This window comes from Streptomyces sp. ATexAB-D23 (genome assembly GCF_000373645.1).
GTDB classification, from domain to species: domain Bacteria; phylum Actinomycetota; class Actinomycetes; order Streptomycetales; family Streptomycetaceae; genus Streptomyces; species Streptomyces castrisilvae.
Genome location: NZ_KB892024.1, coordinates 161,396 through 184,471, shown reverse-complemented (window position 1 = coordinate 184,471; position 23,076 = coordinate 161,396). Strand labels below are relative to the sequence as shown.

Annotated in this window: 21 protein-coding genes and 2 tRNA genes; 12 read left to right on the top strand and 11 right to left on the bottom strand. The window is 69.4% G+C overall.

Annotated elements, in window-relative coordinates:
• The first annotated feature begins 148 nt into the window (after positions 1–148).
• Together B082_RS0121445 and B082_RS0121440 are read left to right on the top strand one after the other, a co-directional pair.
• Positions 149–2,110, top strand: a complete 1,962-nt coding sequence (locus tag B082_RS0121445; RefSeq protein ID WP_018553870.1) for a VWA domain-containing protein — start codon at positions 149–151, stop codon at positions 2,108–2,110.
• Entirely contained in the window at positions 2,110–3,468 is a 1,359-nt protein-coding gene (locus tag B082_RS0121440) for a hypothetical protein (RefSeq protein WP_202453842.1), read from the top strand. The genes B082_RS0121445 and B082_RS0121440 overlap by 1 nt, the downstream gene beginning before the upstream one ends.
• A gap of 22 nt (positions 3,469–3,490) precedes the next feature.
• On the opposite strand, the gene B082_RS0121435 is transcribed toward B082_RS0121440, so the two are convergent.
• Positions 3,491–4,897, bottom strand: coding sequence for a serine/threonine protein kinase (locus B082_RS0121435; RefSeq protein WP_018553868.1), 1,407 nt, complete (start codon positions 4,895–4,897; stop codon positions 3,491–3,493).
• Positions 4,898–4,946: 49 nt separating this feature from the next.
• Positions 4,947–5,495 (bottom strand): DNA-binding protein, encoded by a 549-nt coding sequence (locus tag B082_RS0121430; RefSeq protein ID WP_026250033.1) that lies wholly within the window; start codon positions 5,493–5,495, stop codon positions 4,947–4,949.
• Between the two features lie 169 nt (positions 5,496–5,664).
• On the opposite strand from B082_RS0121430, the gene B082_RS0121425 reads away from it, so the two are divergent.
• Positions 5,665–5,737: transfer RNA gene (locus B082_RS0121425), tRNA-Ala, on the top strand.
• 76 nt (positions 5,738–5,813) lie between these two features.
• Here B082_RS0121425 and B082_RS0121420 read toward each other — a convergent pair.
• Entirely contained in the window at positions 5,814–6,551 is a 738-nt protein-coding gene (locus B082_RS0121420) for a DUF5324 family protein (RefSeq protein ID WP_018553866.1), read from the bottom strand.
• 392 nt (positions 6,552–6,943) lie between these two features.
• On the opposite strand from B082_RS0121420, the gene B082_RS0121415 reads away from it, so the two are divergent.
• Both B082_RS0121415 and B082_RS0121410 read left to right on the top strand, forming a co-directional pair.
• Complete coding sequence (locus tag B082_RS0121415) at positions 6,944–7,471, top strand: peptidylprolyl isomerase (RefSeq protein WP_026250032.1); 528 nt, start codon at positions 6,944–6,946, stop codon at positions 7,469–7,471.
• 167 nt (positions 7,472–7,638) lie between these two features.
• Entirely contained in the window at positions 7,639–8,538 is a 900-nt protein-coding gene (locus B082_RS0121410; RefSeq protein WP_018553864.1) for a rhomboid family intramembrane serine protease, read from the top strand.
• Between the two features lie 319 nt (positions 8,539–8,857).
• Here B082_RS0121410 and crgA read toward each other — a convergent pair whose 3' ends face one another.
• Positions 8,858–9,112 carry a cell division protein CrgA gene (crgA, locus tag B082_RS0121405; protein ID WP_018553863.1) on the bottom strand — a complete coding sequence of 85 codons (255 nt, stop codon included), beginning with the start codon at positions 9,110–9,112 and terminating at the stop codon, positions 8,858–8,860.
• 141 nt (positions 9,113–9,253) lie between these two features.
• Between crgA and B082_RS0121400 the strand changes: the two genes are divergently transcribed.
• The 6 genes from B082_RS0121400 to B082_RS0121375 all read left to right on the top strand — a co-directional run bounded on the left by B082_RS0121400 (position 9,254) and on the right by B082_RS0121375 (position 13,700).
• Positions 9,254–10,021: a DUF881 domain-containing protein gene (locus B082_RS0121400; RefSeq protein WP_026250031.1), complete on the top strand. Its 768-nt coding sequence runs from the start codon at positions 9,254–9,256 to the stop codon at positions 10,019–10,021.
• A 25-nt stretch (positions 10,022–10,046) separates the two neighbouring features.
• Positions 10,047–10,751: a class E sortase gene (locus B082_RS0121395; RefSeq protein ID WP_018553861.1), complete on the top strand. Its 705-nt coding sequence runs from the start codon at positions 10,047–10,049 to the stop codon at positions 10,749–10,751.
• Between the two features lie 70 nt (positions 10,752–10,821).
• The gene (locus B082_RS0121390; RefSeq protein WP_018553860.1) at positions 10,822–11,007 is read left to right on the top strand and encodes a hypothetical protein; all 186 of its coding nucleotides are present in this window, start codon (positions 10,822–10,824) and stop codon (positions 11,005–11,007) included.
• Positions 11,004–11,642 carry an aminodeoxychorismate/anthranilate synthase component II gene (locus tag B082_RS0121385; RefSeq protein ID WP_018553859.1) on the top strand — a complete coding sequence of 213 codons (639 nt, stop codon included), beginning with the start codon at positions 11,004–11,006 and terminating at the stop codon, positions 11,640–11,642. The genes B082_RS0121390 and B082_RS0121385 overlap by 4 nt, the downstream gene beginning before the upstream one ends.
• Entirely contained in the window at positions 11,639–12,937 is a 1,299-nt protein-coding gene (locus B082_RS0121380) for a class E sortase (protein WP_018553858.1), read from the top strand. Before B082_RS0121385 ends, B082_RS0121380 begins: the two co-directional genes overlap by 4 nt.
• Positions 12,938–12,971: 34 nt before the next feature.
• Positions 12,972–13,700 (top strand): class E sortase, encoded by a 729-nt coding sequence (locus B082_RS0121375; protein WP_018553857.1) that lies wholly within the window; start codon positions 12,972–12,974, stop codon positions 13,698–13,700.
• A gap of 88 nt (positions 13,701–13,788) precedes the next feature.
• Here B082_RS0121375 and pknB read toward each other — a convergent pair whose 3' ends face one another.
• The 6 genes from pknB to B082_RS0121345 form a co-directional block, all read right to left on the bottom strand.
• Positions 13,789–15,783, bottom strand: coding sequence for a Stk1 family PASTA domain-containing Ser/Thr kinase (gene pknB / locus B082_RS0121370; protein ID WP_018553856.1), 1,995 nt, complete (start codon positions 15,781–15,783; stop codon positions 13,789–13,791).
• 182 nt (positions 15,784–15,965) lie between these two features.
• Complete coding sequence (locus B082_RS0121365; RefSeq protein WP_018553855.1) at positions 15,966–17,426, bottom strand: peptidoglycan D,D-transpeptidase FtsI family protein; 1,461 nt, start codon at positions 17,424–17,426, stop codon at positions 15,966–15,968.
• The gene (locus B082_RS0121360; protein ID WP_018553854.1) at positions 17,423–18,841 is read right to left on the bottom strand and encodes an FtsW/RodA/SpoVE family cell cycle protein; all 1,419 of its coding nucleotides are present in this window, start codon (positions 18,839–18,841) and stop codon (positions 17,423–17,425) included. The genes B082_RS0121365 and B082_RS0121360 overlap by 4 nt, the downstream gene beginning before the upstream one ends.
• A gap of 23 nt (positions 18,842–18,864) precedes the next feature.
• Positions 18,865–20,373 (bottom strand): Stp1/IreP family PP2C-type Ser/Thr phosphatase, encoded by a 1,509-nt coding sequence (locus B082_RS0121355; RefSeq protein ID WP_026250030.1) that lies wholly within the window; start codon positions 20,371–20,373, stop codon positions 18,865–18,867.
• Between the two features lie 129 nt (positions 20,374–20,502).
• Positions 20,503–21,021 carry an FHA domain-containing protein FhaB/FipA gene (locus B082_RS0121350; RefSeq protein WP_018553852.1) on the bottom strand — a complete coding sequence of 173 codons (519 nt, stop codon included), beginning with the start codon at positions 21,019–21,021 and terminating at the stop codon, positions 20,503–20,505.
• Positions 21,022–21,031: 10 nt separating this feature from the next.
• On the bottom strand, positions 21,032–21,925 hold the full coding sequence (locus B082_RS0121345) for an FhaA domain-containing protein (RefSeq protein ID WP_018553851.1): 894 nt from the start codon (positions 21,923–21,925) through the stop codon (positions 21,032–21,034).
• Positions 21,926–22,285: 360 nt separating this feature from the next.
• On the opposite strand from B082_RS0121345, the gene B082_RS0121340 reads away from it, so the two are divergent.
• Positions 22,286–22,368 (top strand) — tRNA-Leu (locus tag B082_RS0121340).
• 204 nt (positions 22,369–22,572) lie between these two features.
• Here B082_RS0121340 and B082_RS0121335 read toward each other — a convergent pair.
• Positions 22,573–23,022 carry a MarR family winged helix-turn-helix transcriptional regulator gene (locus B082_RS0121335; protein WP_018553850.1) on the bottom strand — a complete coding sequence of 150 codons (450 nt, stop codon included), beginning with the start codon at positions 23,020–23,022 and terminating at the stop codon, positions 22,573–22,575.
• Positions 23,023–23,076: the final 54 nt, after the last annotated feature.

Below are 23,076 nucleotides of genomic sequence, written 5' to 3'. Positions count from 1 at the left end.
GGAACAGCCTGCTACGAGCCCCGGTCGCCGACGCGGCCGGGGCTTCGTGCTGTTGCGGGACCGTGACACCTGTGCTCTTGAGTTCACTCAAGCAAATCAATAGCTTGCTTGAGCAAAGAGAGCGGGATCTCGGTCGAGGGGGGCACGAGTGAGGGCAGGCCATCGCCGCCGCGGTGCGCGGGCGGGGACACTGATCGGCGGGGCGCTGTTCGCCCTGGTCGCGGGGGCGCTGCCGGCCCTGGCCGGCCCGGGGGGCGCCCCTGCCGCACCGGCTGCCGCGGAGTCCGGTGGCAACAGCAGCCTGGTGATGGTGCTCGACTCCTCCGGCTCCATGGGGGACGACGACGGCACCGGCCACACCCGGATGGAGAGCGCCCGCGCGGCCGTCTCCACAGTGGTGGACGGGCTCCCGGACGGGTATCCGACCGGTCTGCGCGTGTACGGCGCCGACCGGCCGCGCGGCTGCACGGACACCCGGCTCGTGCGGCCGGTGCAGAAGCTCGACCGTGATGCCGTGAAACGGGCGGTCGAGGCGGTGACGCCCCGGGGCGACACCCCCATCGGTCTCTCGCTGCGCAAGGCGGCGCAGGACCTGCCGAAGCAGGCGGACGGAGCCATCGGTACGCGCACGATCCTGCTGATCTCGGACGGCGAGGACAACTGCGGTGCCCCGCAGCCCTGCGAGGTCGCCGAACAGCTCGGCAAGGAGGGCGTCGGGCTGCGGATCGACACCGTCGGCTTCCAGGTGGAGGGCGCGGCCCGCGAGCAGCTGGAGTGCATCGCGCACGCGGGCAACGGCCGCTACTACGACGCTCCGGACGCCGACGCCCTGGCCCGGCAGCTTCAGCGCGCCGCCCAGCTCTCCGCGGACGGCTACCGGCTGAAGGGACGTCGGGTGGAGGGCGCGGCCACGGCCGACCGGGCACCCGTACTGGTGCCGGGGCAGTACCTGGACACCATCGGGCCCGGCGAGAAGCGGTACTACGCGGTCGACCTGGACGACGCGTCCACGGCGGACTTCGCCGCGACGGCCGTACCGCAGCCGGGGGCGGCCGTCGACACGTTCGACGCGCTGACCGCCAGGATCGAGCACGCCGGCCACGGGTACTGCGAGTCGAACACCGAGCGCTTCTCCCAGAAGGAGGGCGCGACGCCGCTGACGGCCGCCGTCGCCCGCATCCGCTCGGACGGCGGCAGCCGCACCTGCGACCGTGCGGGCCGGTACTGGCTCGTGGTGGAGCGCGCGAGCAAGAAGGGCTCAGACGCGGCCCGCTGGCCCCTGGAGCTGGTGTACGGGGCCGAGGAGCCGCTGGCGCAGGGGGTGACGCCCGCCCAGTCACAGACCGAGTACGGCGAGGGCGGCAAGGACGCCACGCTGCCCACGGGCGATCCGCGCGACGTGCGGGGAGGGACCGGCTTCAACGACGCCCGGAAGCTCGGCCGGGGGGTGTGGCGCGACCGCATCCTGCCGTCCCAGACGCTCTGGTACAAGGTCCCGGCGGGCTGGGGCCAGCAGGTGGTGTACGACGTGGAGTTCGCGAACGAGCCCACGGTGGACCGTACCGGCAGCACGTACTCCTACGGCGCGAGCCGGCTCTACACACCGGCCCGCTTCCCGCTCGGCGGGGGCGGTGAGTTCAGCGGGCGCACGCTGTACAACGGCAGGCCCGCCGCGGTGCGCATGAGCGGCGTCCCGGTCGCCTGGACCAATCGCTACGAGAACCGGGCGGAGGTCCAGCCGGTGCACAGCAGGGGCGACTTCTACATCTCGGTGACGCTGGGCGCGCACGCCGCCGAGATCGCGGAGAACCCGGAGATCGGGGTGGTGCTGCGGGTGGCGGTCCTGGGCGAGGAACGCACCGGGCCCGGCCACGACGCCCCCGCGGTGGCGGGGAAGCCCGGCAGCGGCGACGGCAAGAAGGACGCCGGTGCGGACAAGGCGGGCGATTCGGCCGCCTCCGCAGACAGTGAAGGTGCGGGAGAGGCAGGATGGGCCGTCGTTGCGGCCGCGGGCGCGGGGGCCGCCGCCATGGCCGCGGTGCTGGCCGTGTTCGTATATGTACGCGGTCGCCGCAGGGCAGCCGCCGGGATGACGAGGGGAAGCGCGTGATGAGGCAGCGCAGCAGAGTGCGGGGGGCGCTGGCGGTGGTGGCCGCGGTGTTCGCGGTGGCGGCGCTTCCGGGGCAGGCGTACGCGGCGGACGGCCCCGGTACGTACACCTTCGATCCGGACGCCAAGGCGGTCAGCGGCGTGGAGGTCAACGCCGACGCGACGGAACTGACGAGCGGCTCGGTCTACAAGAGCTCGATCAAGGCCGGCCAGAAGCTCTACTACCGGCTGAACCTGGACGCGAAGACGAACGCCTACGTCTCGGCCGTCGTCGTGCCCAGGGACGCGGGCAAGGTGGCCTACGGGGACGGCATCACGGTCAGCGTCCGGGACAGCTCGGACGACCAGTGCAGCTCGGGTGACGCGCTCTTCGGATCCGCGCAGTACCCGCGCCCGATCGCCGCCTACGCCTCCCGGCGGGTGGACAAGGAGAACACCAGCTGCCAGGAGGCCGGTACGTACTACGTCCTTGTCGAGCGGGAGACCAAGGCGACCTCCGGCCAGGGGGACTGGGACCTGGAGCTGCGTTACGCCTCCGAGCCGAAGCTCGCCCAGGCGTCGTCGGCGCCGACCGAGGCACCGTCGGCCTGGCCGTCCACCTCACCGCTGCCGCCCACCGCTGCGGACGACAACACCAGGCACGGGGGCGCCGGTTACTACGACGCGACGAGCCTGCAGACCGGGGAGTGGAAGGACCGGATCGAGCCCGGCCAGACCCTCTTCTACCGGATTCCGGTGGACTGGGGGCAGCAGTTGTTCGCCACGGCCGGCCTGAGCAACAGCACGACCGGCAAGGGCCAGTACGTCAGCAGCGCGCTCGCGATGTCCCTCGACAATCCGGCGATCGGGCACGTCGACAATGTGTCGCCCATGTCGTACGCGGGAAAGCCGACGTCCGTCTCCCTCGATCCGCTGCCCCCGGTCGCGTACCGGAACAGGTTCGACTCCAGCGACAACGTGAGTTCCATGCGGTTCGCCGGCTGGTACTACCTCTCCGTCTCGCTGAGCCCGGAGGTCGCGAAGGCGTACGGCGACAAGCCGATCGCGCTGACGCTTCAGATCAACGTGACGGGGAAGGCCGTTGATTCGCCGTACACGGGTGACGCCGGGATCTTCGGCGTCACGCAGGGCGACAAGGACATGGCGCGGAAGGGCCAGAACGGCGCGCAGGCCGCGCGGAGCGAGAGCCGGAGCAGCACGATGAAGCTGGTCGCGGCGGCCGGGATCGGCGCCGGTGCCGTGCTGGTGCTCTGGATCGGTGCCTGGACGCTGATCGCGCGGCGCCGCGCGGCCGTCGTGCCGGCCGCGCCCACGGGCAGCGGGCAGTACCCGTACGGGGGCCCGCCCCAGGCCTGGTAACCGGGCCCGGGGGCGGCCGTCCTCAGGCCTGGGTCAGCGCCCAGATGCCCACCGCGAAACAGATCAGCGCCACCAGCAGGACCGGGACCGCCACCTTCGGGGACGGTCCCGGACGCGTGTGTGGGGCGGGCGTGGACCCCAAGGGCTGCTGGGCTGCGGCCCCCGGCTGGGGAGCGGTGTACGGGCGGGTGTACGCCTGATTGTGCGGCCCGGGAGCAGCAGGGGCGGGCGCCGGGTCGGGTGCGGCGGCGTACGGGTAGGGGGCCGCCTGGGCGTTGGGGTGCGGTGCCTGGGGCGCGGGGGCGGCGAACTCGGGGGGCGGGAGGTGGAAGCTGCCCGTCTCGGACATGGAAGCGGGAGCGGACGGGTAAGGCTGCTGCGGCCCGACGGGCTGTGGCCCCGGGGCCGGGTGGGCCGGTACTGGGTGGGCCGGGGCCGGGTGGGAAGGCTGCCCGCCCGAGGGCTGGGAGTCCGGGGCCGGCCGGTGCGCGGTCTGCCCGCCGGTTGTCGGATGACCTGTCGTCTGCTGGGCGGCCGTACCGCCGGGCGGCAGGGGTCCGTCGGGCCCGAAGCCCTCCGGCAGCGGGCCGATCTGGTCGAAGACCTCCACCGGCTCCTCGTGGGGCGAGGGCTCGGGCAGCATCTCGACGGCGGCGGTCAGGGCCTTGCGCGCGCCCGTGGCCGTACGGAAACGGTCCTGCGGGTCGGGTTGCAGCAGGCCCGCGATGACCTGCCACAGCGGCTCCGGGACGCCGTCGGGGGCGCTGGGGACGCCGTGCGCCGCGAAGTGCTCGATCAGCGCCTGGGAGTCGGGCTTCTTGCCCTGGAGCAGATAGAGGGCGACCAGGCCGACCGCGAAGAGGTCCGCGGGGAAGTCCGGCTCCGCCCCCATCATCTGCTCGGGCGCGAAATAACCCAGCGTCCCCACCACGTAGTTCGTCTCGGTGAGACGGGGCTCGCCCTTGCGCATGGAGATGCCGAAGTCGGACACCCGAAGATGGGGCCGGCCCGTACCGGTGGCCTCCATCAGGATGTTCGCCGGCTTGATGTCCCGGTGCACGACCCCCTCGGCGTGCACCGTCGAAAGACCGGACAACAGCTGGTCGAGCAGGGTGCAGACGAACCGAGGGGGCAACGGCCCGTAGTCGCCGATGACATGGGCCAGCGAGCCGCCGCTGACGAGGTCCATGGTGAACAGGACCTTGTCGTCGTCGGCGGCCCAGCTCGCGGGCGCGAGGACGTGCGGATGCTCGATACGCAGCGCCTGCTCGCGGACGAAGCGGAGCAGCGTGTGCGCGTCGCTCTGCTGGAGGACCTTGGCCGCCACATAGCGGCGGCGCCGGTGGTCCCAGGCGCGCCAGACGGCACCGACCCCACCGCGTCCGATCGGATCGACCAGTTCGTACCGTCCGGCGAAGACCTCACCCATGGCGCTGCGCTCGCTCCCCGTTCCTGTTTCGGCCTGACCGAAAAGGTTCTTAGTTCTGGTGGCTCTCGTAGTGCGCCACCGCTTCCGCGGTACGCCCCGCGCCGTACACCCGGAGGAACTCTGCCAGTTCCGGGTGCGTCGGGGCGAGGGAGTCCGCAGCATCGATGATGTCACCGGCGGCCGAGACGGAGCGCAGCAGTGACTGGATCTCCCGGACCACCCGGCGCACGGTGGGTGCTCCGCCGCTCGTGGTCGTCTGTCCGGTGCCCGAGAGGACCGAGCCGCCCTGGGACTTCTTGATCTCCTCCATGCGGGCCGTCGCCTCGCCGGCGCTGACGCTGCCGTCGGCCACCTGGCCGGCCAGCTCCTGGAGTGCCTGGACGCGCTGTACGACAGCCGGGTTGCCGATCTTCGCGCGCTGACCGCTCATGAGCTGGGAGAGCATGGGGGCGGACAGTCCGAGTGACGCCGCGAGCCGCGCCTGGTTCAGGCCGAGATCGTCGATCAGCCGGCGGAAGAGCGCCCCCAACGGCTCCCCGTACCAACTGCGCTGAAGGTCTCTGGCTCTGGCCGTGGCCTCTTGCTGCGCTGCATCCATTGCGTCTCCCCTTCGCATCGGCTTCGCTGCTGCGAACCTGGACCAGCATCTTACGGAGCGTGGTCGCGGACGGGGAGTCCCTGTTTTTTTGCAGGATTCCGGGGGTGAGCCGGTACTCTGTTCTGCGGCGGTGGCCAGGACGTCGAGGCGTCGTGGTCTGTCTGCTGTCGGGGCCTTAGCTCAGTTGGTAGAGCGCTGCCTTTGCAAGGCAGATGTCAGGAGTTCGAATCTCCTAGGCTCCACATCGAAGGAGGCCCCCCGACCTGCGCATACGCGGGTCGGGGGGCCTCTTTGCGTGGGCCGTGCCGTCGGCGGGGGTCAGGGGCGGCCGTCCGGGTCCGTGCCGCCCGTGGTGTCCGGGCCGTCCTCGCCCGCCTCGGCGTCGGCCTGCTTGGCCTCCACCTCGGGGTCCAGCAGCGCCGAGGCGTTCGGGCTGCCGTCGACGGAGGACAGCGGGGCGCGGTCATCGACCTCGGTGGGGGCCGGCGGCTCCACCAGCCACTCGGGGTTGGCCTGCTTGTCCCACCAGCGCCACACGGCGTACGCGGCGCCGGCGAGGAGGCCCGTCACGGCCACTCCCTTGAACGCCTTGCCGCACTTGGCCCGCCGCTCGTGCTTGCGGGCCAGCTTCTGGATCTGCTTCGCCGTGACCTGGCTGCGCAGGGCGGCCAGGGCGGCGGCGCTGCGGGCCGTGGCCTCCTCGGCGACCGGCTGGGCGGCGGACCTGGCGCTCTCGATGCGCGGGACGGTGTAGTCCGCGGCGGTCTTGGCGGCCTGGCGGGTGCGCAGCGCGGTGCGCTGGGCGACTTCGTCGACCTTCGGGGGGACGTGTGCGCGGGCGAGCTCGATGCGGGGGGCGACGTGCGCGCCGTACTGGACACGGGCCTGCTTGGCTGCCTTCGACACCTTCGGCGCGAGCAGCGTGCGAGCCTCGTGCGCATAGTGAACGGCCTGCTCCTTGGCCGAGTCGGCGTAGGGCGCCACCACTACCGCGGCGTGCTGCACGCTGTCCTTCGCCGAGTCGGTTGCGGCGCGCACGCTGTCGATGCGGGTCACGGGATCCTCCTCCTTGGTGGCGGGTAGGTACTCCGCCTTTCCACCCAATTCGAGATCATGCCTGCATGGGGCCGGTGCGGCACGTGGGGCGGGCATCCGGGTCATTCGGTTGATCGAGGATGCTCTCGGGCAATGCGGTGCAAGGGGAGCCTTCCGATGACAATGCCACGGTTCGGTCCGGCCCGCGCCGGTTCGTCACGCACTTGGCGGCACGTTTCGCGCCGGGGCGGCACGGGAAGTCCCCGGCGCCCGGATCGGACACGGTGCCGGTGGCCCGTGCAAGGATCGGTACGTCGGAGCCGCCCGGCCGCAGGGGGGTGGCATTCGCCAGGGGGCCGATGCTCCCCGTACCGACGCGCACAGCGGACGCACAGACTTACGGAAGGCAGATCGTGGCCGAGGAGCTTTACGCCACTTTGAAGACCAACCAAGGCGACATCGTGATCCGGCTCCTGCCGAACCACACGCCCAAGACGGTCAGGAACTTCGTCGAGCTCGCCACCGGGGAGCGTGAGTGGACCCACCCCGCGACCGGGGCCAAGTCCATGGACCGGCTGTACGACGGCACCGTCTTCCACCGCGTGATCAGCGGCTTCATGATTCAGGGCGGCGACCCGCTGGGAAACGGGACCGGCGGGCCGGGCTACGAGTTCGCCGACGAGTTCCACCCCGACCTCGCGTTCACCAAGCCCTATCTGCTGGCCATGGCCAACGCCGGTCCCGGTACCAACGGATCGCAGTTCTTCGTCACGGTCTCGCCGACGTCGTGGCTGACCGGCAAGCACACCATCTTCGGCGAGGTGGACGGGCCGGGGAGCCGGCAGGTCGTCGACGCCATCGCGGCCGCCCCGACCAACCCGCGCACCGACCGTCCGGTGCACGACGTGGTCATCGAATCGGTCATCGTCGAGAAGCGCTGATCGCTTTTCGTAACGATCCGATCACTCTCCGATTTCACGTTCGGGAACCAACCGCCCCGCCCGTCCGTATCTCATGGCAGAACGGATGCGCGGGGCGGTGTCGTGCGCGTCACCGGGACGACGAGGACGACGACGAGGACCGAGGGGACCGGGAAGTCATGGGACCGATGGACCAGCAGCCGCCGGGCGCGCCCGGACCACCCCCGCCCGACGGGGGCCCGGTCTGCTGCTACCGCCACCCGGACCGGGAGACGGCGATCCGGTGCACCCGCTGCAACCGCCCCATCTGCCCGGACTGCATGGTCAGCGCCTCGGTCGGCTTCCAGTGCCCGGACTGCGTCCGCCAGGGCTCCGGTACGGGGCACGGGGCGTCCGCCGCCCGGCCGCGCACGCTCGCCGGCGGCCCGGTCGCGGCCGACCCCCGGCTGGTGACCAAGATCCTGCTGGGCCTCAACCTCGCGGTGTTCGTGGCGGTGCTGGCGGACGGCTCGCTGCTCGATGAGCTGGTGCTGCTCGGCCGGGCCAACTTCTACTACGGCGGGCCGCCGGAGGGTATCGCCGAGGGCCAGTGGTACCGGCTGGTGACGTCGATGTTCCTGCACCAGGAGGTGTGGCACATCGGCTTCAACATGCTGGGTCTGTGGTGGCTGGGCGGACCGCTCGAAGCGGTGCTCGGCCGTGTCCGCTATCTCGCGCTCTATCTGCTCTCGGGGCTGGCGGGCGGCGCCCTGACGTACTGGCTCGCGGCGCCGAACCAGCCCTCGCTGGGGGCCTCGGGCGCCATCTTCGGCCTGCTGGGCGCGACGGTCGTCCTGATGCGCCGGCTGAACTACGACATGCGCCCGGTCTTCATGATCCTGGCGCTCAACCTGGTCATCACCTTCAACCCGTGGGGCGGGATCGCCTGGCAGGCGCATGTCGGCGGGCTGGTCGCGGGGGTGCTGATCGGGATCGGCATGGTGCACGCCCCGCGTGAGCGGCGCAATCTCGTGCAGTTCGGGACCTGCGCCGTGACCCTTGTGGTGGTGATCCTGATCGTGGCGGTCAGAACAGCAGCTCTGACGTAGAGGGCATCTCCACACCGCCCGCAGACCAGGTGTGGACCGTTTGTGACCGAAGTTGTCCACAGGGTTCCACAGATGATCCGGATCTTGTGCATAGTGCGGGTACAACTGTGCCCCTTGTCGCTGAGCTGGGTTTTTCCAGCAGGGACAAGGGGCGTTGCGCCCCGGGGCAGGGGCGGTGCGGTCACACCGGCGTCAACGGTCTGGGAGTTATCCACAGATCGTCTGACCTTTTCCCCCGCCTGTGGATAACGCTGTGGGTAACTCAGGGCAGGGGTTGTGGGAGCCGGTGCCGACGTGCGTTGCTACGCGGTCGCGCGGGCTACTTCCACTGGGTGGAGACGCCGAAGCCGCCGGCGATGAAGCCGAAGCCGACGACGATGTTCCAGTTCCCCAGCGACTTGATCGGCAGGTCGCCGTCGGTCACATAGAAAACAACGATCCAGGCCAGACCGATGAGGAAGAGCGCCAGCATCACGGGCGCCACCCAGCTGCGGTTGGTCAGCTTTATGTTGGTCGTCTGCTTCGCCGGGGGCGGCGTGAAGTCGGCCTTCTTGCGGATACGTGACTTCGGCACGAGGGACTCTCCTGTCGATGCGCTGCGTGACCGCGCAGGGAACTGTGGCTGGCGCCGGGGCGGGGCGCGAGGGGGAATGCTGCCTCCCCCGGGCGTCCGTTAGCGTAGTGCTTCCGTGGCACCGAAGGAGATAAGGGTACGTTGAGCAATTCTGCCGACTCTCCCCCAGGGCCGGTCCGGCGCACGTTCCGGCACCCGGTCAGAGTGCTCACGGCTGCCGTTTTCGCTCTTGCCGGCCTTATCTTCGTGACCAGCGCGAATACGGCCAAGGGCACCAATATCCGTACCGACGCCTCCCTGCTGAAGCTCTCCGACCTCATCCAGCAGCGCAGCGAGAAGAACGCGGCCCTGGAGGAGTCCACCTCCTCGGTGCGCGGGGACATCGACAGCCTCGCCCAGCGCGACAACGGCAGCACCAAGGCGGAGGCCGCCCGGCTCAAGGAGCTGGAGCGGGCCGCCGGCACCACCAAGCTCTCCGGCCGGGCCCTGGCCGTCACGCTCAACGACGCACCGCCGAACGCCACCGCGAGCCCCGGTTACCCCGACCCGCAGCCCAACGACCTGGTCATCCACCAGCAGGACCTGCAAGCGGTCGTCAACGCGCTGTGGGAAGGGGGTGCCCAAGGCATCAAGGTCATGGACCAGCGGCTGATCTCCACCAGCGCCGTGCGCTGCGTCGGCAACACCCTGATCCTCCAGGGCAGGGTCTACTCACCCCCGTACAAGATCACCGCCGTGGGCGATCCCGGTGCGCTCAGGAAGGCGCTCGACGCCTCGCCGGCGATTCAGAACTACCTGCTGTACGTGAAGGCTTACGGGCTCGGCTGGAAAGTCGACGAGCACCGGGCGGTGACTCTTCCCGGCTATTCGGGCACAGTGGATCTGCACTATGCGGAGCCGGTGGAGTAACGAGCAGCCGCGGGGAGGCCGGCCGGTGTCGGTGCGAATCGTCGTCAGGACGTTCAGCGAGCTGTGCGTCACCGCGGGCGCCCTGATCATCCTCTTCGTCGTCTACCTCCTGTTCTGGACCGGAGTGAAGGCCGCCGGTGCGACCGAGGGCCAGATCGACGCCCTGGAGAACCAGTGGGCACGGGGCACGGTCACCGCACCCGCGACCGGGACGCCCGCGGACCAGGCGCCCGCTTCGGCCCCGGCCCCCGAGGCGTACCGCGACGGCAAGCCGTTCGCGATGCTCTACATCCCCCGCTTCGGCAAGGACTGGGAGTGGCCCGTCCTGGAGAACACCGAGGTCAAGACGTTGCAGAAAGGCCTCGGGCACTACCGGGGTACCGCCCGCGCCGGCGCGACGGGCAACTTCGCGGTGGCCGGGCACCGCCGCACGTACGGCGACCCCTTCAAGGACTTCCCCGAGCTGCGCCCCGGTGACGCGGTGCTGGTGACGGACGGGACGACGTGGTTCACGTACCGCGTCGACCGCAAGCCGTACCGGACCGTGCCGAGCGACACCGGGGTCATCGACCCCGTCCCGCGCAAGTCCGGTTTCGACGGGCCCGGCCGCTATCTGACGCTGACGACCTGCGACCCCGAGTGGGGCAGCAGCCACCGGCTGATCGCCTGGGCGCACCTGGACGCCACCCAGCCCGTGACCGACGGCAGGCCGGCGGCACTGCGCGGCTGACCCATGGCTTTCCACGGCTGAGCCGCCGGGCAGGCTCTACTCTGGTCCCGTACCGAATGGAGGGGTCAGGATGTACGGCTGGATCTGGCGGCATCTGCCGGGCAACGCGTGGGTGCGTGGACTGATTTCGCTCGTGCTCGCCCTGGCGGTCGTCTACGTGCTGTTCCAGTACGTCTTCCCGTGGGCGGAGCCGCTGCTTCCGTTCGGTGACGTGACGGTCGACGGCGCGAGCGCGGCCACGGGGGCCGGCCGATGAGCGCCCGCATCCTGGTCGTCGACAACTACGACAGCTTCGTCTTCAACCTCGTCCAGTACCTCTACCAGCTCGGTGCCGAGTGCGAGGTGCTGCGCAACGACGAGGTGACCACGGCGCACGCCCAGGACGGCTTCGACGGCGTCCTGCTCTCACCCGGACCCGGCACCCCGGAGCACGCGGGCGTCTGCGTCGACATGGTGCGGCACTGCGCGGCGACAGGCGTCCCGGTGTTCGGCGTCTGCCTGGGGATGCAGTCGATGGCGGTGGCGTACGGAGGTGTCGTCGGCCGGGCCCCCGAGCTGCTGCACGGCAAGACGTCACCGGTGATCCACGAGGGCGCGGGCGTGTTCGCCGGTCTGCCCTCGCCGTTCACCGCGACCCGCTACCACTCGCTCGCCGCCGAACCGGACACGGTCCCCGACGAGCTGGAGGTCACCGCGCGGACGGCCGACGGCATCATCATGGGCCTGCGCCACCGGGAACTGGCCGTCGAAGGTGTGCAGTTCCATCCGGAGTCGGTGCTGACCGAACACGGCCATCTGATGCTGGCCAACTGGCTGGTGCGCTGCGGTGACACCGGAGCCGTCGAGAGGTCGGCGGGGCTCGCTCCGGTGGTGGGCAAGGCCGTCGCGTGACCCCACCCCGCCACGCGGCCGGGGCCGGGCGGCAGGACGACCCGCACGATCCGCAGGCGTACGAGGGCGCGGGCACCTTCGAGGCGGCGGTCGACGGGCTGGCGGACCCGCTGAACGATCCGCTGCCGGGGCACCACGGGCCGACGGCCGTACCGCACCGGCAGCAGGCGCCACACGGGCCCCAGAGCCCGCAGCAGGCCCCGTCCGAGTGGTATGACCCCGAGGGGTACGAACGGGACTGGTACGGCCACCAGGAGCCCGTGCCGCGGGTCCCGGCCGAGCCGGCGCTCCCGGCCGACGAGAACGTCGAGCCGCGCACGGAGGTCCTCTGGCGAATAGACCCGGCCGATGAGGCCGCGCGGGAGCCGGAGCCGCTCTCCGGGGACGACGAGCACGAGGGCGCGGAGGAGCCCGGCGAGCACGAGGGCGTACCGCCCGTGTCCGCCGTAGCTCCCGTACCGGCGACCGGTGGCCGGGCCGAGCGCAGGCGCGCGGCCAAGGGGCGCGGACGGCGGCGCTCCGCACCGCCTCCGGGGCCCGCCTCCGGGGCCGCCGGTACGGACGGTGCCCCGGCGAAGCCCATGACCCGCATGGAGGCGCGCCGGGCGGCCAAGGCGGCCAAGGACAGCCCCGCGGTCGTCATCAGTCGGGGCGTCGGCGAGCTGTTCATCACACTGGGCGTCCTGATGCTGCTCTTCGTCACCTATCAGCTGTGGTGGACGAACGTGCGCGCCGACCAGATCGCCGGCAAGGAGACCCACAAGATCCAGGACGGCTGGGCCAAGGGTGCCACCAAACCGGAGGCGTTCGAACCGGGCCAGGGCTTCGCCATCATCCACATCCCGAAGCTCGACGTCGTCACCCCGATCGCCGAGGGCACCAGCAAGGACAAGGTCCTCGACCGGGGCATGGTCGGGCACTACAGCGAGGAACCGCTGCGCACGGCGATGCCCGAGGACAAGCAGGGCAACTTCGCCCTGGCCGGCCACCGCAACACGCACGGCGAGCCCTTCCGCTACATCAACCGGCTGAGCCCCGGAGACCCGATCGTGGTCGAGACACAGGACGCGTACTACACGTATGAGATGACGAGCGTGCTGTCGCAGACCTCGCCGTCCAACGTGTCCGTGATCGGGCCGGTGCCGCCGCAGTCCGGCTTCACCGAGCCCGGCCGGTACATCACGTTGACGACGTGTACGCCCGAATTCACGAGTACGTACCGTTTGATCGTCTGGGGCAAGATGGTCGACGAACGGCCGCGCAGCAAGGGGAAGCCCGACGTGCTCGTGGGCTGAACGGGCTGGACATCATGACGACAGGGGCGGTGCGGTGACAGCGAGGACCGAGGACCAGGAGCAGACCGAGGAGTCCGCACCACCGGCGCGGACCCGGGGCCGTCATCCCTTCGCGACCGCCGTCAGTGTCTTCGGCGAACTCCTCATCACCGCAGGTCTGGTGCTCGGCCTCTTCGTCGTCTACTCCCTGTGGTGGACGAACGTCCTCGCCGACCGCGAGGCCACCAAGCAGGGCGACACGGTCCGCGGCCACTGGGCCGACGGTCCCGGCGCGCTGGACACGAAGGACGGCATCGGCTTCCTCCACGTCCCGTCGATGAAGAACGGCGAGGTGCTCGTCAAGAAGGGCACCGACACCGAGACCCTCAACGACGGTGTCGCCGGCTATTACACCGATCCGGTGAAATCGGCGCTCCCTTCCGACAAGGAGGGCAACTTCACGCTTGCCGCCCACCGGGACGGGCACGGGGCGAAGTTCCACAACATCGACAAGGTGCGGACCGGGGATGCGATCGTCTTCGAGACGAAGGACACCTGGTACGTCTACAAGGTCTTCAACGAACTGCCGGAGACGTCGAAGTACAACGTCGACGTGCTGGGGCCCGTCCCGAAGGGCTCGGGCGCGAAGAAGGTCGGCCGCTACATCACGCTCACGACCTGTACCCCGGTCTTCACGTCGAAGTACCGCTACATCGTGTGGGGTGAACTGGTGCGTACGGAGAAGGTCGACGGGGAACGCACGAAGCCGGCCGAGCTGCGCTGAGACGGGCACAGGGGCGTACGGCAGAGGGCCCCGGTCACCGCGCGACGCGGTGACCGGGGCCCTCTGCTTGTGCCGGGAGCGGGGCGGGTCAGTGGCCCCGCCCGCCGTTCGGTCCGCCGAAGATGTTGCCTCCGGGGTCGATGGTGTTCAGGGTGACCGTGCTGCCCTTGTCCACCTGGCTGTTGGGGGTCGGATTGCTCATGACCACCTTGGCGTCCGGCTTGTCGACCGATCCGGGGCCGAGCACGACGACCAGTCCCATGCCTACCAGCTGGTCCTTCGCCTCCTGGTAGGTCTTGTTGACGAGGTCACCCGGGATGGTCACCTGCTCCGGCTGGGTCGGGCCCTTGGAGACCTTGAGGATGATCGCGGTGTCCTTGCCGACCTTCTGGCCGGCCTCGGGTGTCTGGCCGACGACGATGCCTGCCTCGTGTCCCTCGTCGTCGACCTCGGACTTGCCGATGTTGGTGAAGCCGAGCGCCTTCAGCTGGTCCACCGCCGCGTCGTACTGGCGGGTGTCCACCGGCGGCAGGGTGATCAGCTTCTCCGTGGCGACGGTCAGCTTGACCTCGGAGTTCTCCTCGGCCTTGGTGTCACCCTTCGGGGACTGCTCCAGGACCGTGTTGGGCTCGGCCTGGTCGGACTCGACCGAGGTGACGGTGACCGTGAAGCCCTTCTTCTCCAGCATCTCGCGGGCGCTGGACTCGGACTTCTCCGTGACGTCAGGGACGTCGACCTTCGGCGGACCGCTGGAGACGAAGACCGTGATGGTCTCCTTCTCCTGCATCTGCTTGTCAGCGGTCGGCGTCTGGCGGCAGATCTTGTCCTTCGGCTGGTCCTTGCACTCTTCCTCCGGACCGACCTCCAACACGACGTTGGCGTTGGCCGCGAGCTTCTTCGCGTCCTGGACGCTGATGCCGACCATGTTGGGCACGTCGAAAGCGCCCTTGTCGCCGCCGTCGCCGCCGAAGACCGCCTTGCCGATGAGGATCGCGCCGATCAGCACCAGGATGCCCGCGATGACCAGCAGGATGGTCGAGGTGTTGCTCTTCTTCTGCCGGCGACGGTCGGGGCGGTCGTCGTAGCCGTAGCCGCCGTCGTCCGGGTTGACCGGCGGCAGCATCGACGTGCGGTCGCCGCTCTGGTCCGCGGGCCGCAGGGCGGCGGTGGGCTGGTCGTTGTCGTAGCCGCCGCCGTAACCGCCGTAACCGGCCGCGCCCATAGCCGCGGTGGCGGCGACCGGCTGGCCGTCGAGGCAGGCCTCGATGTCGGCGCGCATCTCGTCGGCCGACTGGTAGCGGTAGTCGGGGTCCTTGGTGAGGGCCTTCAGCACGATCGCGTCCATCTCGGGCGTGATCTCGGGGTCGAAGCTGCTGGGAGGCTGAGGCTCTTCCCGCACATGCTGGTAGGCAACAGCGACCGGAGAGTCCCCGATGAACGGCGGCCGGACCGTCAGCAGCTCGTACAGCAGACAGCCGGTCGAGTACAGGTCGGACCGCGCGTCGACCTGCTCGCCCTTGGCCTGCTCGGGCGAGAGGTACTGGGCGGTGCCGATGACGGCCGCGGTCTGGGTCATCGTCATACCGGAGTCGCCCATGGCACGGGCGATGCCGAAGTCCATGACCTTGACCTGTCCGGTCCGGGTCAGCATGACGTTGGCCGGCTTGATGTCCCGGTGGACGATGCCCGCGCGGTGCGAGTACTCCAGCGCCTGGAGGATGCCGACGGTCATTTCGAGCGTGCGCTCGGGCAGCAGCCGACGGCCCGAGTGCAGCAGCTCTCTGAGCGTCGACCCGTCGACGTACTCCATGACGATGTACGGGATGGATACCCCGTCGACGTAGTCCTCGCCGGTGTCGTACACCGCGACGATCGCGGGATGGTTGAGCGAGGCGGCGGACTGGGCCTCACGGCGGAACCGGGCCTGGAAGGACGGGTCGCGGGCGAGGTCCGCCCGGAGCGTCTTCACAGCGACGGTGCGGCCGAGCCGGGTGTCGTGGGCGAGGTAGACCTCGGCCATGCCACCACGGCCGAGCACCGAGCCCAGCTCGTACCGGCCGCCGAGGCGACGCGGCTCTTCCATAACTGTTCCAGCCCTCTCCGTCAGTCCTGACCGCACCGGTGTGCGGTCCGGCGGTGTGCTGTTCGCGCATACGCTACCGGCCCCGCATCAGCTGATCGGCCCACAGGGGATACCTGATATCCGACCGGTATCCACAGGTGCGTATTCGCGGCCATGTGTGAGCGGTGTCACTTCCGGCGGTGTCACTTCTTGCTGTCGATGACTGCCTTCATGACCGCTTTCGCGATGGGAGCGGCGAGACCGCCGCCGGAGATGGCTTCGCGGTCGGCGTGGCTGTCCTCGACCACCACGGCGACGGCCACCGGGGAACCGCTGTCGGTCTTGGCGTACGAGATGAACCAGGCGTACGGCTTCTCGGCGTTGTTCAGGCCGTGCTGAGCGGTACCCGTCTTACCGCCGACCGTGACACCCGGGATCTGCGCGGTCGTGCCGGTGCCGGTCTTGACGACCGTCTCCATCATCTCCTGGAGCTTCTGGGCGTTCTCGGCCGAGAGGGGGCGGCTGAGCTCCTCCTTTTCGTGGTTGTAGATGACGTCCAGGTCGGGCGTCTGCCGCTGGGCGACCATGTAGGGCTGCATCAGCTTGCCGTCGTTGGCGACGGCGGAGGCGACCATGGCCATCTGGAGCGGGGTGGCGCGGTTGGACGCCTGGCCGATACCCGCCATGGCGTTCTGCGGCCGGTTGTCCTCGGGGTACACGCTGGCGTTGGAGCGGACCGGCGTGAAGATCTCCTTGTTGAAGCCGAACTTGTCGGCCTCGTCGATCATCTTCTGGTTGCCCAGGTCATCGCTGATCTTGCCGAAGACGGTGTTGCAGGAGTAGCGCAACGCCTCGCGTAGGGAAGCGTTCTTGCAGGGGATGGGGCCCTCGTTGTCCAGGTCCTTGCTCGACTGCGGGAGGCGCCACGGCAGCGGCGAATCCGTGTCCGCGTCGATGTCCGTGTAGAGCCCGTTCTCCAGGGCGGCGGCCGCGGTGACGACCTTGAACGTCGAACCGGGCGGGTAGGTTTCGCGCAGCGCCCGGTTGAGCATGGGCTTGTCCTTGTCCTTCAGCAACGCCTGCCAGGCCTCTGTGTCGGCCTTTTCGTTGCCCGCGAAGGTCGAGGGGTCGTACGAGGGTGTGCTGGCGAGGGCCAGGATGGCGCCGGTCTGCGGGTCGATCGCGGCGACGGCGCCCTTCTTGTTGCCGAGGCCCTTGAAGGCAGCTGTCTGCGCGGCACTGTTGAGCGTGGTGACGATGTTGCCGCCCTGCTCCTCGTCGCCGGTGAACATCGACATGGTGCGGTTGAAGAAGAGCTGGTCGTCGTTGCCGGTGAGGATGCCGTCCTCGATGCTCTCCAGCTGAGTGGCGCCGAAGGCCTGCGAGGAGTAGCCGGTGACGGGGGCCCACATGGGGCCGTCCTTCCAGACCCGCTTGTACTTGAAGTCGCTGTCCTCGGTCTCCTTGGACCCGGTGATGGACTTGCCGCCGTCCACGATGATGTTGCCGCGCTCGTGGGCGTACCGCTCGATACGGACGCGGCGGTTCTCGTCGCGGGTGTTCAGTTCGTCGGCCTTCACGTACTGCAAGTAGTTGGTGCGCGCGAGCAGGGCGAAGATGAGCACGCCGCAGAAGATCGCGATCCGGCGCAGGGGCTTGTTCACGGTCGGACCACCTGGGTCATCTCGGCGTCGGTGGAGGGTGCGGGGGCGGGTGCGGGGCGCCGGGCGGTGTCGCTGATGCGGATGAGGATGGCGATCAGGGCCCAGTTGGCCAGGACGGAGGAGCCGCCGTAGGCGAGGAACGGCATGGTCATACCGCTCAGGGGGATCAGGCCCATGACGCCGCCGGCCACCACGAAGACCTGGATGGCGAAGGCGCCGGAGAGGCCTGCGGCCAGGAGCTTGCCGAACGGGTCGCGGGCGGCGAGTGCCGTGCGGATTCCGCGCTCGATGATCAGGCCGTAGATCAGCAGGACGGCCATCATCCCGGCGAGGCCGAGCTCTTCACCGACGGTGGAGAGGATGAAGTCGGCGTTTGCGGCGAAGCCGATCAGGTCGGAGTGACCCTGGCCCCAGCCGGAGCCCAGCGTGCCACCGGAACCGAAGGACATGATCGCGTTGGAGATCTGTTCGCAGGCGCCGCTCACGTCGGTCGTGTAGCAGGCGAAGGGGTCCCTCCAGGCGTTCACTCGCGACTGTACGTGGCGCTCGAACGAAGCCACGCCGACCGCACCGGCAGCTGACATCAGCAGGCCGAAGACGATCCAGCTGGTCCGCTCGGTGGCGACGTACAGCATGATCACGAAGAGGCCGAAGAACAGCAGCGACGTACCGAGGTCGGTCTCGAAGACCAGGATCAGGATCGACAGGGCCCAGATGGTGATGATCGGCCCGAGGTCGCGGCCTCGCGGCAGGTACAGGCCCATGAAACGGCGGCTGGCGAGCGCCAGCGCGTCTCTTTTGACCATGAGGTAGCCGGAGAAGAAGATCGCAATGAGGATCTTGGCGAACTCACCCGGCTGGATGGAGAACGGGCCGAGGCTGATCCAGATCTTCGCGCCGTTCACCGCAGGGAAGAAGATCGGCAGGATCAGCAGGACCAGGGCCGCGGCCATGGAGATGTACGTGTAACGCTGCAGGATGCGGTGGTCCTTGAGGACCATCAGCACCGCGACGAAGAGAGCGACACCGATCGCCGAGTACAACAACTGCTTGGGGGCATCGGGGCTGAACGCCCCGTAGCCGGTCTCCGCCCGCCGGATCAGCCTCTCCGACTGGTCCAGCCGCCAGATCAGCACCAGCCCGAGGCCGTTGAGCAGGGTGGCCAGCGGAAGCAGCAGCGGGTCCGCGTAGGGGGCGAACTTGCGCACCACGAGGTGGGCCACGCCGCCGAGCAGGATGAGCCCCGCCCCGTAACCGAACATGCCGGAGGGGAGCTTGCCGTTCATGGCGAGACCCACGTTGGCGTAGGCGAAGACCGAGATGGCGATGGCGAAGACCATCATCATCAGTTCGGTGTTACGCCTGCTCGGTGCGTTGATCGCGCCGATCGTGGTCGTGTTGGTGACAACGCTCATGGTGCTGAAGGCCCCCTACGGCTCTACTTCTCACCGCACTGCGGGACCAGCTTCTTCTCTTCCTCCGAGAGGCTGGGCCCGGGAGTGGGAGTCGTGGAAGTCTGCTCGGTCTTGGTGTCGCCACCGGGTGTCTTGGACGTCTTCGACGTCTTCGTGGTGTCGCTGTCCGTGCCCGTCGCCTGGCCCTCGTCGCCCTTGGCGTTCTCCTCCGCCGCGCGGCGCTGTGCGGCCTTCTTGCAGGCGGACGCCTGGTTGGAGAGCTCGTTGATCTTCTCGCGGGCGTCGGCGAGGCTGCCCTCGGCGATCGTCGCCTCGACCTTCTTGCGCTGGTAGGGCGGGAGGTACTTGAGTTCGATCTCGGGGTGGTCCTTCTCGACCTTCGAGAGCGAGACCCAGCCCAGGTCCTGGCTGATGCCCCGGTACAGGGCGACGTTGTCGTTCTTCGCGCCGACGTAGAACTGGGTCTGCGTCCAGCGGTAACCGCCGTACAGGCCACCGCCGATGACGGCCAGCGCGAGCACGATGTACAGGGACCGCTTCAGCCACTTGCGGCCGCCGGGCTTGTCGAAGTCGTCGTCGGAGTAGGACCCGAAGGACCCCTCCGGCATCCCGTCGTAGCCGACGTCGTCACCGCTGCCGGGAGGGCCGAAGCCGCCCGAGGGCGGCGGTACGGGACGGCCGAGACCGGCCGCGCGGCCGGCGGGCGTCTGCATCGCGCCGCCGTCGTTCAGCTGGGCCGCCTGGTTCTCGGCGACGGCGCCGACGATGACCGGGGTGTCGTTGAGCTGCCCGGCCAGGGTGTCGTTGCTGTCCACGTCGAAGACGTCGGCGACGATGCAGGTGATGTTGTCGGGTCCGCCGCCGCGCAGGGCGAGCTGGATCAGGTCCTGGATGGTCTCCTGGGGACCCTGATAGCTCGCGAGCGTCTCCTCCATCGTCTGGTGGGAGACGACGCCGGAGAGCCCGTCGGAGCAGATCAGGTACCGGTCGCCGGCCCGGACCTCACGGATGGAGAGGTCGGGTTCGACGTGGTCGCCACTGCCCAGCGCGCGCATCAGCAGGGAGCGCTGCGGGTGGGTGGTGGCCTCCTCCTCGGTGATCCGGCCCTCGTCGACCAGGCGCTGGACCCAGGTGTGGTCCTGCGTGATCTGGGTCAGGACACCGTCGCGCAGCAGGTACGCCCGCGAGTCGCCGACGTGGACGAGGCCGAGGCGCTGACCGGTCCACAGCAGGGCGGTGAGCGTGGTGCCCATGCCCTCCAGCTGGGGGTCCTCCTCGACCATCATCCGCAGCTGGTCGTTGGCCCGCTGGACCGCCGTACCGAGCGAGGTGAGGATGTCGGAGCCCGGCACGTCGTCGTCCAGCTGGACGAGCGTGGAGATCACCTCGGAGCTGGCGACCTCACCGGCCGCCTGGCCGCCCATGCCGTCGGCGATCGCGAGAAGGCGGGGGCCGGCGTAGCCGGAGTCCTCGTTCCCTTCCCGGATCATGCCCTTGTGCGATCCGGCGGCGAAGCGCAGGGAAAGACTCATGCGCACCTCACCCGTCGGTTCGGGGTACAGCCGGTCTCGCGCCACACTGCCCACCCTCCGGTCGGGAGCCCGGTCGGGTCCGATGCCCGGACCCCAGCGGCTCGCTCGCTCCGCTCGCTCATTGTCGTACTACTTCCGCAGCTCGATGACGGTCTTGCCGATTCGGATCGGCGCGCCCAGCGGAACAGGCGTTGGGGTGGTGAGGCGGGTCCGGTCCAGGTACGTGCCGTTGGTGGACCCGAGATCCTCGACGATCCACTGGCCGTCACGGTCGGGGTAGATCCTGGCATGCCTGCTGGACGCGTAGTCGTCGTCCAGCACGATCGTTGAATCATGGGCCCGGCCCAGCGTGATGGTCTGCCCCTGGAGCGCCACCGTGGTGCCGGTGAGCGTTCCCTCGGACACGACCAGCTTGGTCGGTGCACCCCGGCGCTGGCGGCCGGGCTGCTGGCGCTGCGGTGGCGGCGCCGCCGCGGCGTTCTGGCGCGCCTGTGGCGGACGTGCGTCGGTCGCGGTGCGGCGTGAGCCGCGCTGCGTGACGCGCGTTCCGAACAGGTCACTTCGAATGACCTGGACGGCCACAATCACGAACAGCCACAGAACAGCCAGGAAACCTAGCCGCATGACCGTAAGGGTCAGCTCTGACATTGCCCCCGCTTCACCCTTCGGCTTGCCGGTAAACGATGGTGGTGCTGCCCACGACGATCCGCGAGCCGTCGCGGAGCGTAGCGCGGGTGGTGTGCTGCCCGTCTACCACGATGCCGTTGGTAGACCCGAGATCCTGGATCGTCGAGGGCGTTCCGGTCCTGATCTCACAGTGCCGGCGGGAGACGCCGGGGTCGTCGATCCGCACGTCGGCATCGGTGCTGCGGCCCATCACCAGCGTCGGGCGCGAGATCTGATGGCGGGTGCCGTTGATCTCGATCCAACGCCGCACCTGCACGCTCGGCGGTGGGGTGGGAGTGGCCGGCGGGCGCCGGTCGGAGCCCTGGTGACGCCCGGCGCCCGGCGGCGGGGCCGCGGGCATGGGCGGAGCGGAGACCGGCGGGTAGCCGTAGCCGCCGGGAGCCTGTGGGGCGGGGCGCCCGGGAGCGGGACGGCCGTGCTGGGCGTCTCCCGGAGTGTTCGGGTAGCCCTGCTGGGGAGACGGTCCGCCGTGACCCTGACCCTGTGACGAACTCGACGCCAGGGTGCGGCTGCGGACCCGGTAGAGACCGGTGTCCAGGTCGTCGGCCTTCTCCAGGTGCACCTTGATGGGACCCATGAAGGTGTACCGCTGCTGCTTGGCGTAGTCCCGGACGAGACCGGAGAGTTCGTCGCCCAGCTGGCCGGAGTAGGGGCTCAGGCGCTCGTAGTCGGGGGCGCTGAGCTCGACGATGAAGTCGTTGGGGACGACGGTGCGCTCACGGTTCCAGATGGTGGCGTTGTTGTCGCACTCCCGCTGGAGGGCACCCGCGATCTCGACCGGCTGGACCTCGGACTTGAAGACCTTGGCGAAAGTGCCGTTGACCAGACCTTCGAGACGCTGCTCGAAACGCTTCATCACTCCCATGGGGCACCTCCTCCGGTGTCATCGTCCCTGTACTGCTTACTGATCGTATCCACGCGTCGGGAAATCGGCTGGTTCCCCTTGTCTGCACTGTGGATGAGTGTCCCCTCTCACACGGATCGTAGAGGTGGCCTCCTCATAGTGTCCCGCACCTCGGGCCCGCTCTGGAGGAGTGGGGGGCGACCGCTGTGGGTTCCAGATTCCTTTCGGACGTTCGCCGGGAGTTCGCGGAGCGTGCGGCGAGTGCCCGGGGGACGGGCGGCCAAACAACGGATGTGAATCCACCCTGTCCAGCGTGCTAATCTTCCGGATGTCGCCAGGCGCTCGCACCAACAAGTGAGAGAGTCTGGAAACACCACTCTTGCGCGAGTGGCGGAACGGCAGACGCGCTGGCTTCAGGTGCCAGTGTCCTTAGGGACGTGGGGGTTCAAATCCCCCCTCGCGCACAAGAAGGAAGCCCCTCAGGCCTTGGCCTGGGGGGCTTCTTCAGTTGGCTCGGGGGCGTTGGCGGGCCGTGGGGGTGCGGTGAGTCCGGTGTCGCGGCGGCCTGGCGCCACGGCGCTTGGTTTCACGTGAAACGCCCGATTTACGTCTGTAGGGGCGCCGCCTACGTCTGCCGGGCGCCCGCCTTGCGTCTGCCGGGCGTCGTCCTACGTCTGCGGGGCGTCGCCCGTCGAGTTGTAGCGCAGGAGGTAGGCGGCGAAGCGGGTGAGGTCGTCGGCCGTCCAGTCCGCGAGGCGTTCCTGATAGGCGGCGCGGCGGCTGGCCTGGGTGGCGGCGAGGGCCTGCGTTCCGGCCCCGGTGGGGTGGAGGACCTGGATGCGGTGATCGTCCGGATCCGGGTGGCGCTCGACCAGGCCGAGCTTTTCCAGGGTGCCGATCTGCCGGCTGACCGTGGACTTGTCGAGCATGTAGTGCGCCGCCAGGTCGGTCGCGCGGCAGCCTTGCTGGTCGTCGATGTGCGCCAGCAGCGTGTAGGAGACCAGGGGTAGCTCCGGGTGGAGCCGGGCCGCCGCTGCTCGCGCACGGCGTGCGAAGGCGGTCAGTTCGCGCTGGATGACATCCAGCGATTCCTCGCGTTCTTCGGGGGTGCCTGGCACGGGCTCGCCTTCCTCGAAAGTTCAGTTGTATAGTACAACGGAATTGGAGTTGTA

Bases quoted from the DNA above. Each gene is read 5' to 3' on its own strand.
- B082_RS0121410 (WP_018553864.1), top strand. From the start codon at position 7,639: ATGGACCAGCAGCCGCCGGGCGCGCCCGGACCACCCCCGCCCGACGGG.
- B082_RS0121435 (WP_018553868.1), bottom strand. From the start codon at position 4,897: ATGGGTGAGGTCTTCGCCGGACGGTACGAACTGGTCGATCCGATCGGA.
- B082_RS0121430 (WP_026250033.1), bottom strand. From the start codon at position 5,495: ATGGATGCAGCGCAGCAAGAGGCCACGGCCAGAGCCAGAGACCTTCAG.
- B082_RS0121360 (WP_018553854.1), bottom strand. From the start codon at position 18,841: ATGAGCGTTGTCACCAACACGACCACGATCGGCGCGATCAACGCACCG.
- B082_RS0121355 (WP_026250030.1), bottom strand. From the start codon at position 20,373: ATGAGTCTTTCCCTGCGCTTCGCCGCCGGATCGCACAAGGGCATGATC.
- pknB (WP_018553856.1), bottom strand. From the start codon at position 15,783: ATGGAAGAGCCGCGTCGCCTCGGCGGCCGGTACGAGCTGGGCTCGGTG.
- B082_RS0121350 (WP_018553852.1), bottom strand. From the start codon at position 21,021: ATGTCAGAGCTGACCCTTACGGTCATGCGGCTAGGTTTCCTGGCTGTT.
- B082_RS0121440 (WP_202453842.1), top strand. From the start codon at position 2,110: ATGAGGCAGCGCAGCAGAGTGCGGGGGGCGCTGGCGGTGGTGGCCGCG.
- B082_RS0121390 (WP_018553860.1), top strand. From the start codon at position 10,822: ATGTACGGCTGGATCTGGCGGCATCTGCCGGGCAACGCGTGGGTGCGT.
- B082_RS0121385 (WP_018553859.1), top strand. From the start codon at position 11,004: ATGAGCGCCCGCATCCTGGTCGTCGACAACTACGACAGCTTCGTCTTC.
- B082_RS0121345 (WP_018553851.1), bottom strand. From the start codon at position 21,925: ATGGGAGTGATGAAGCGTTTCGAGCAGCGTCTCGAAGGTCTGGTCAAC.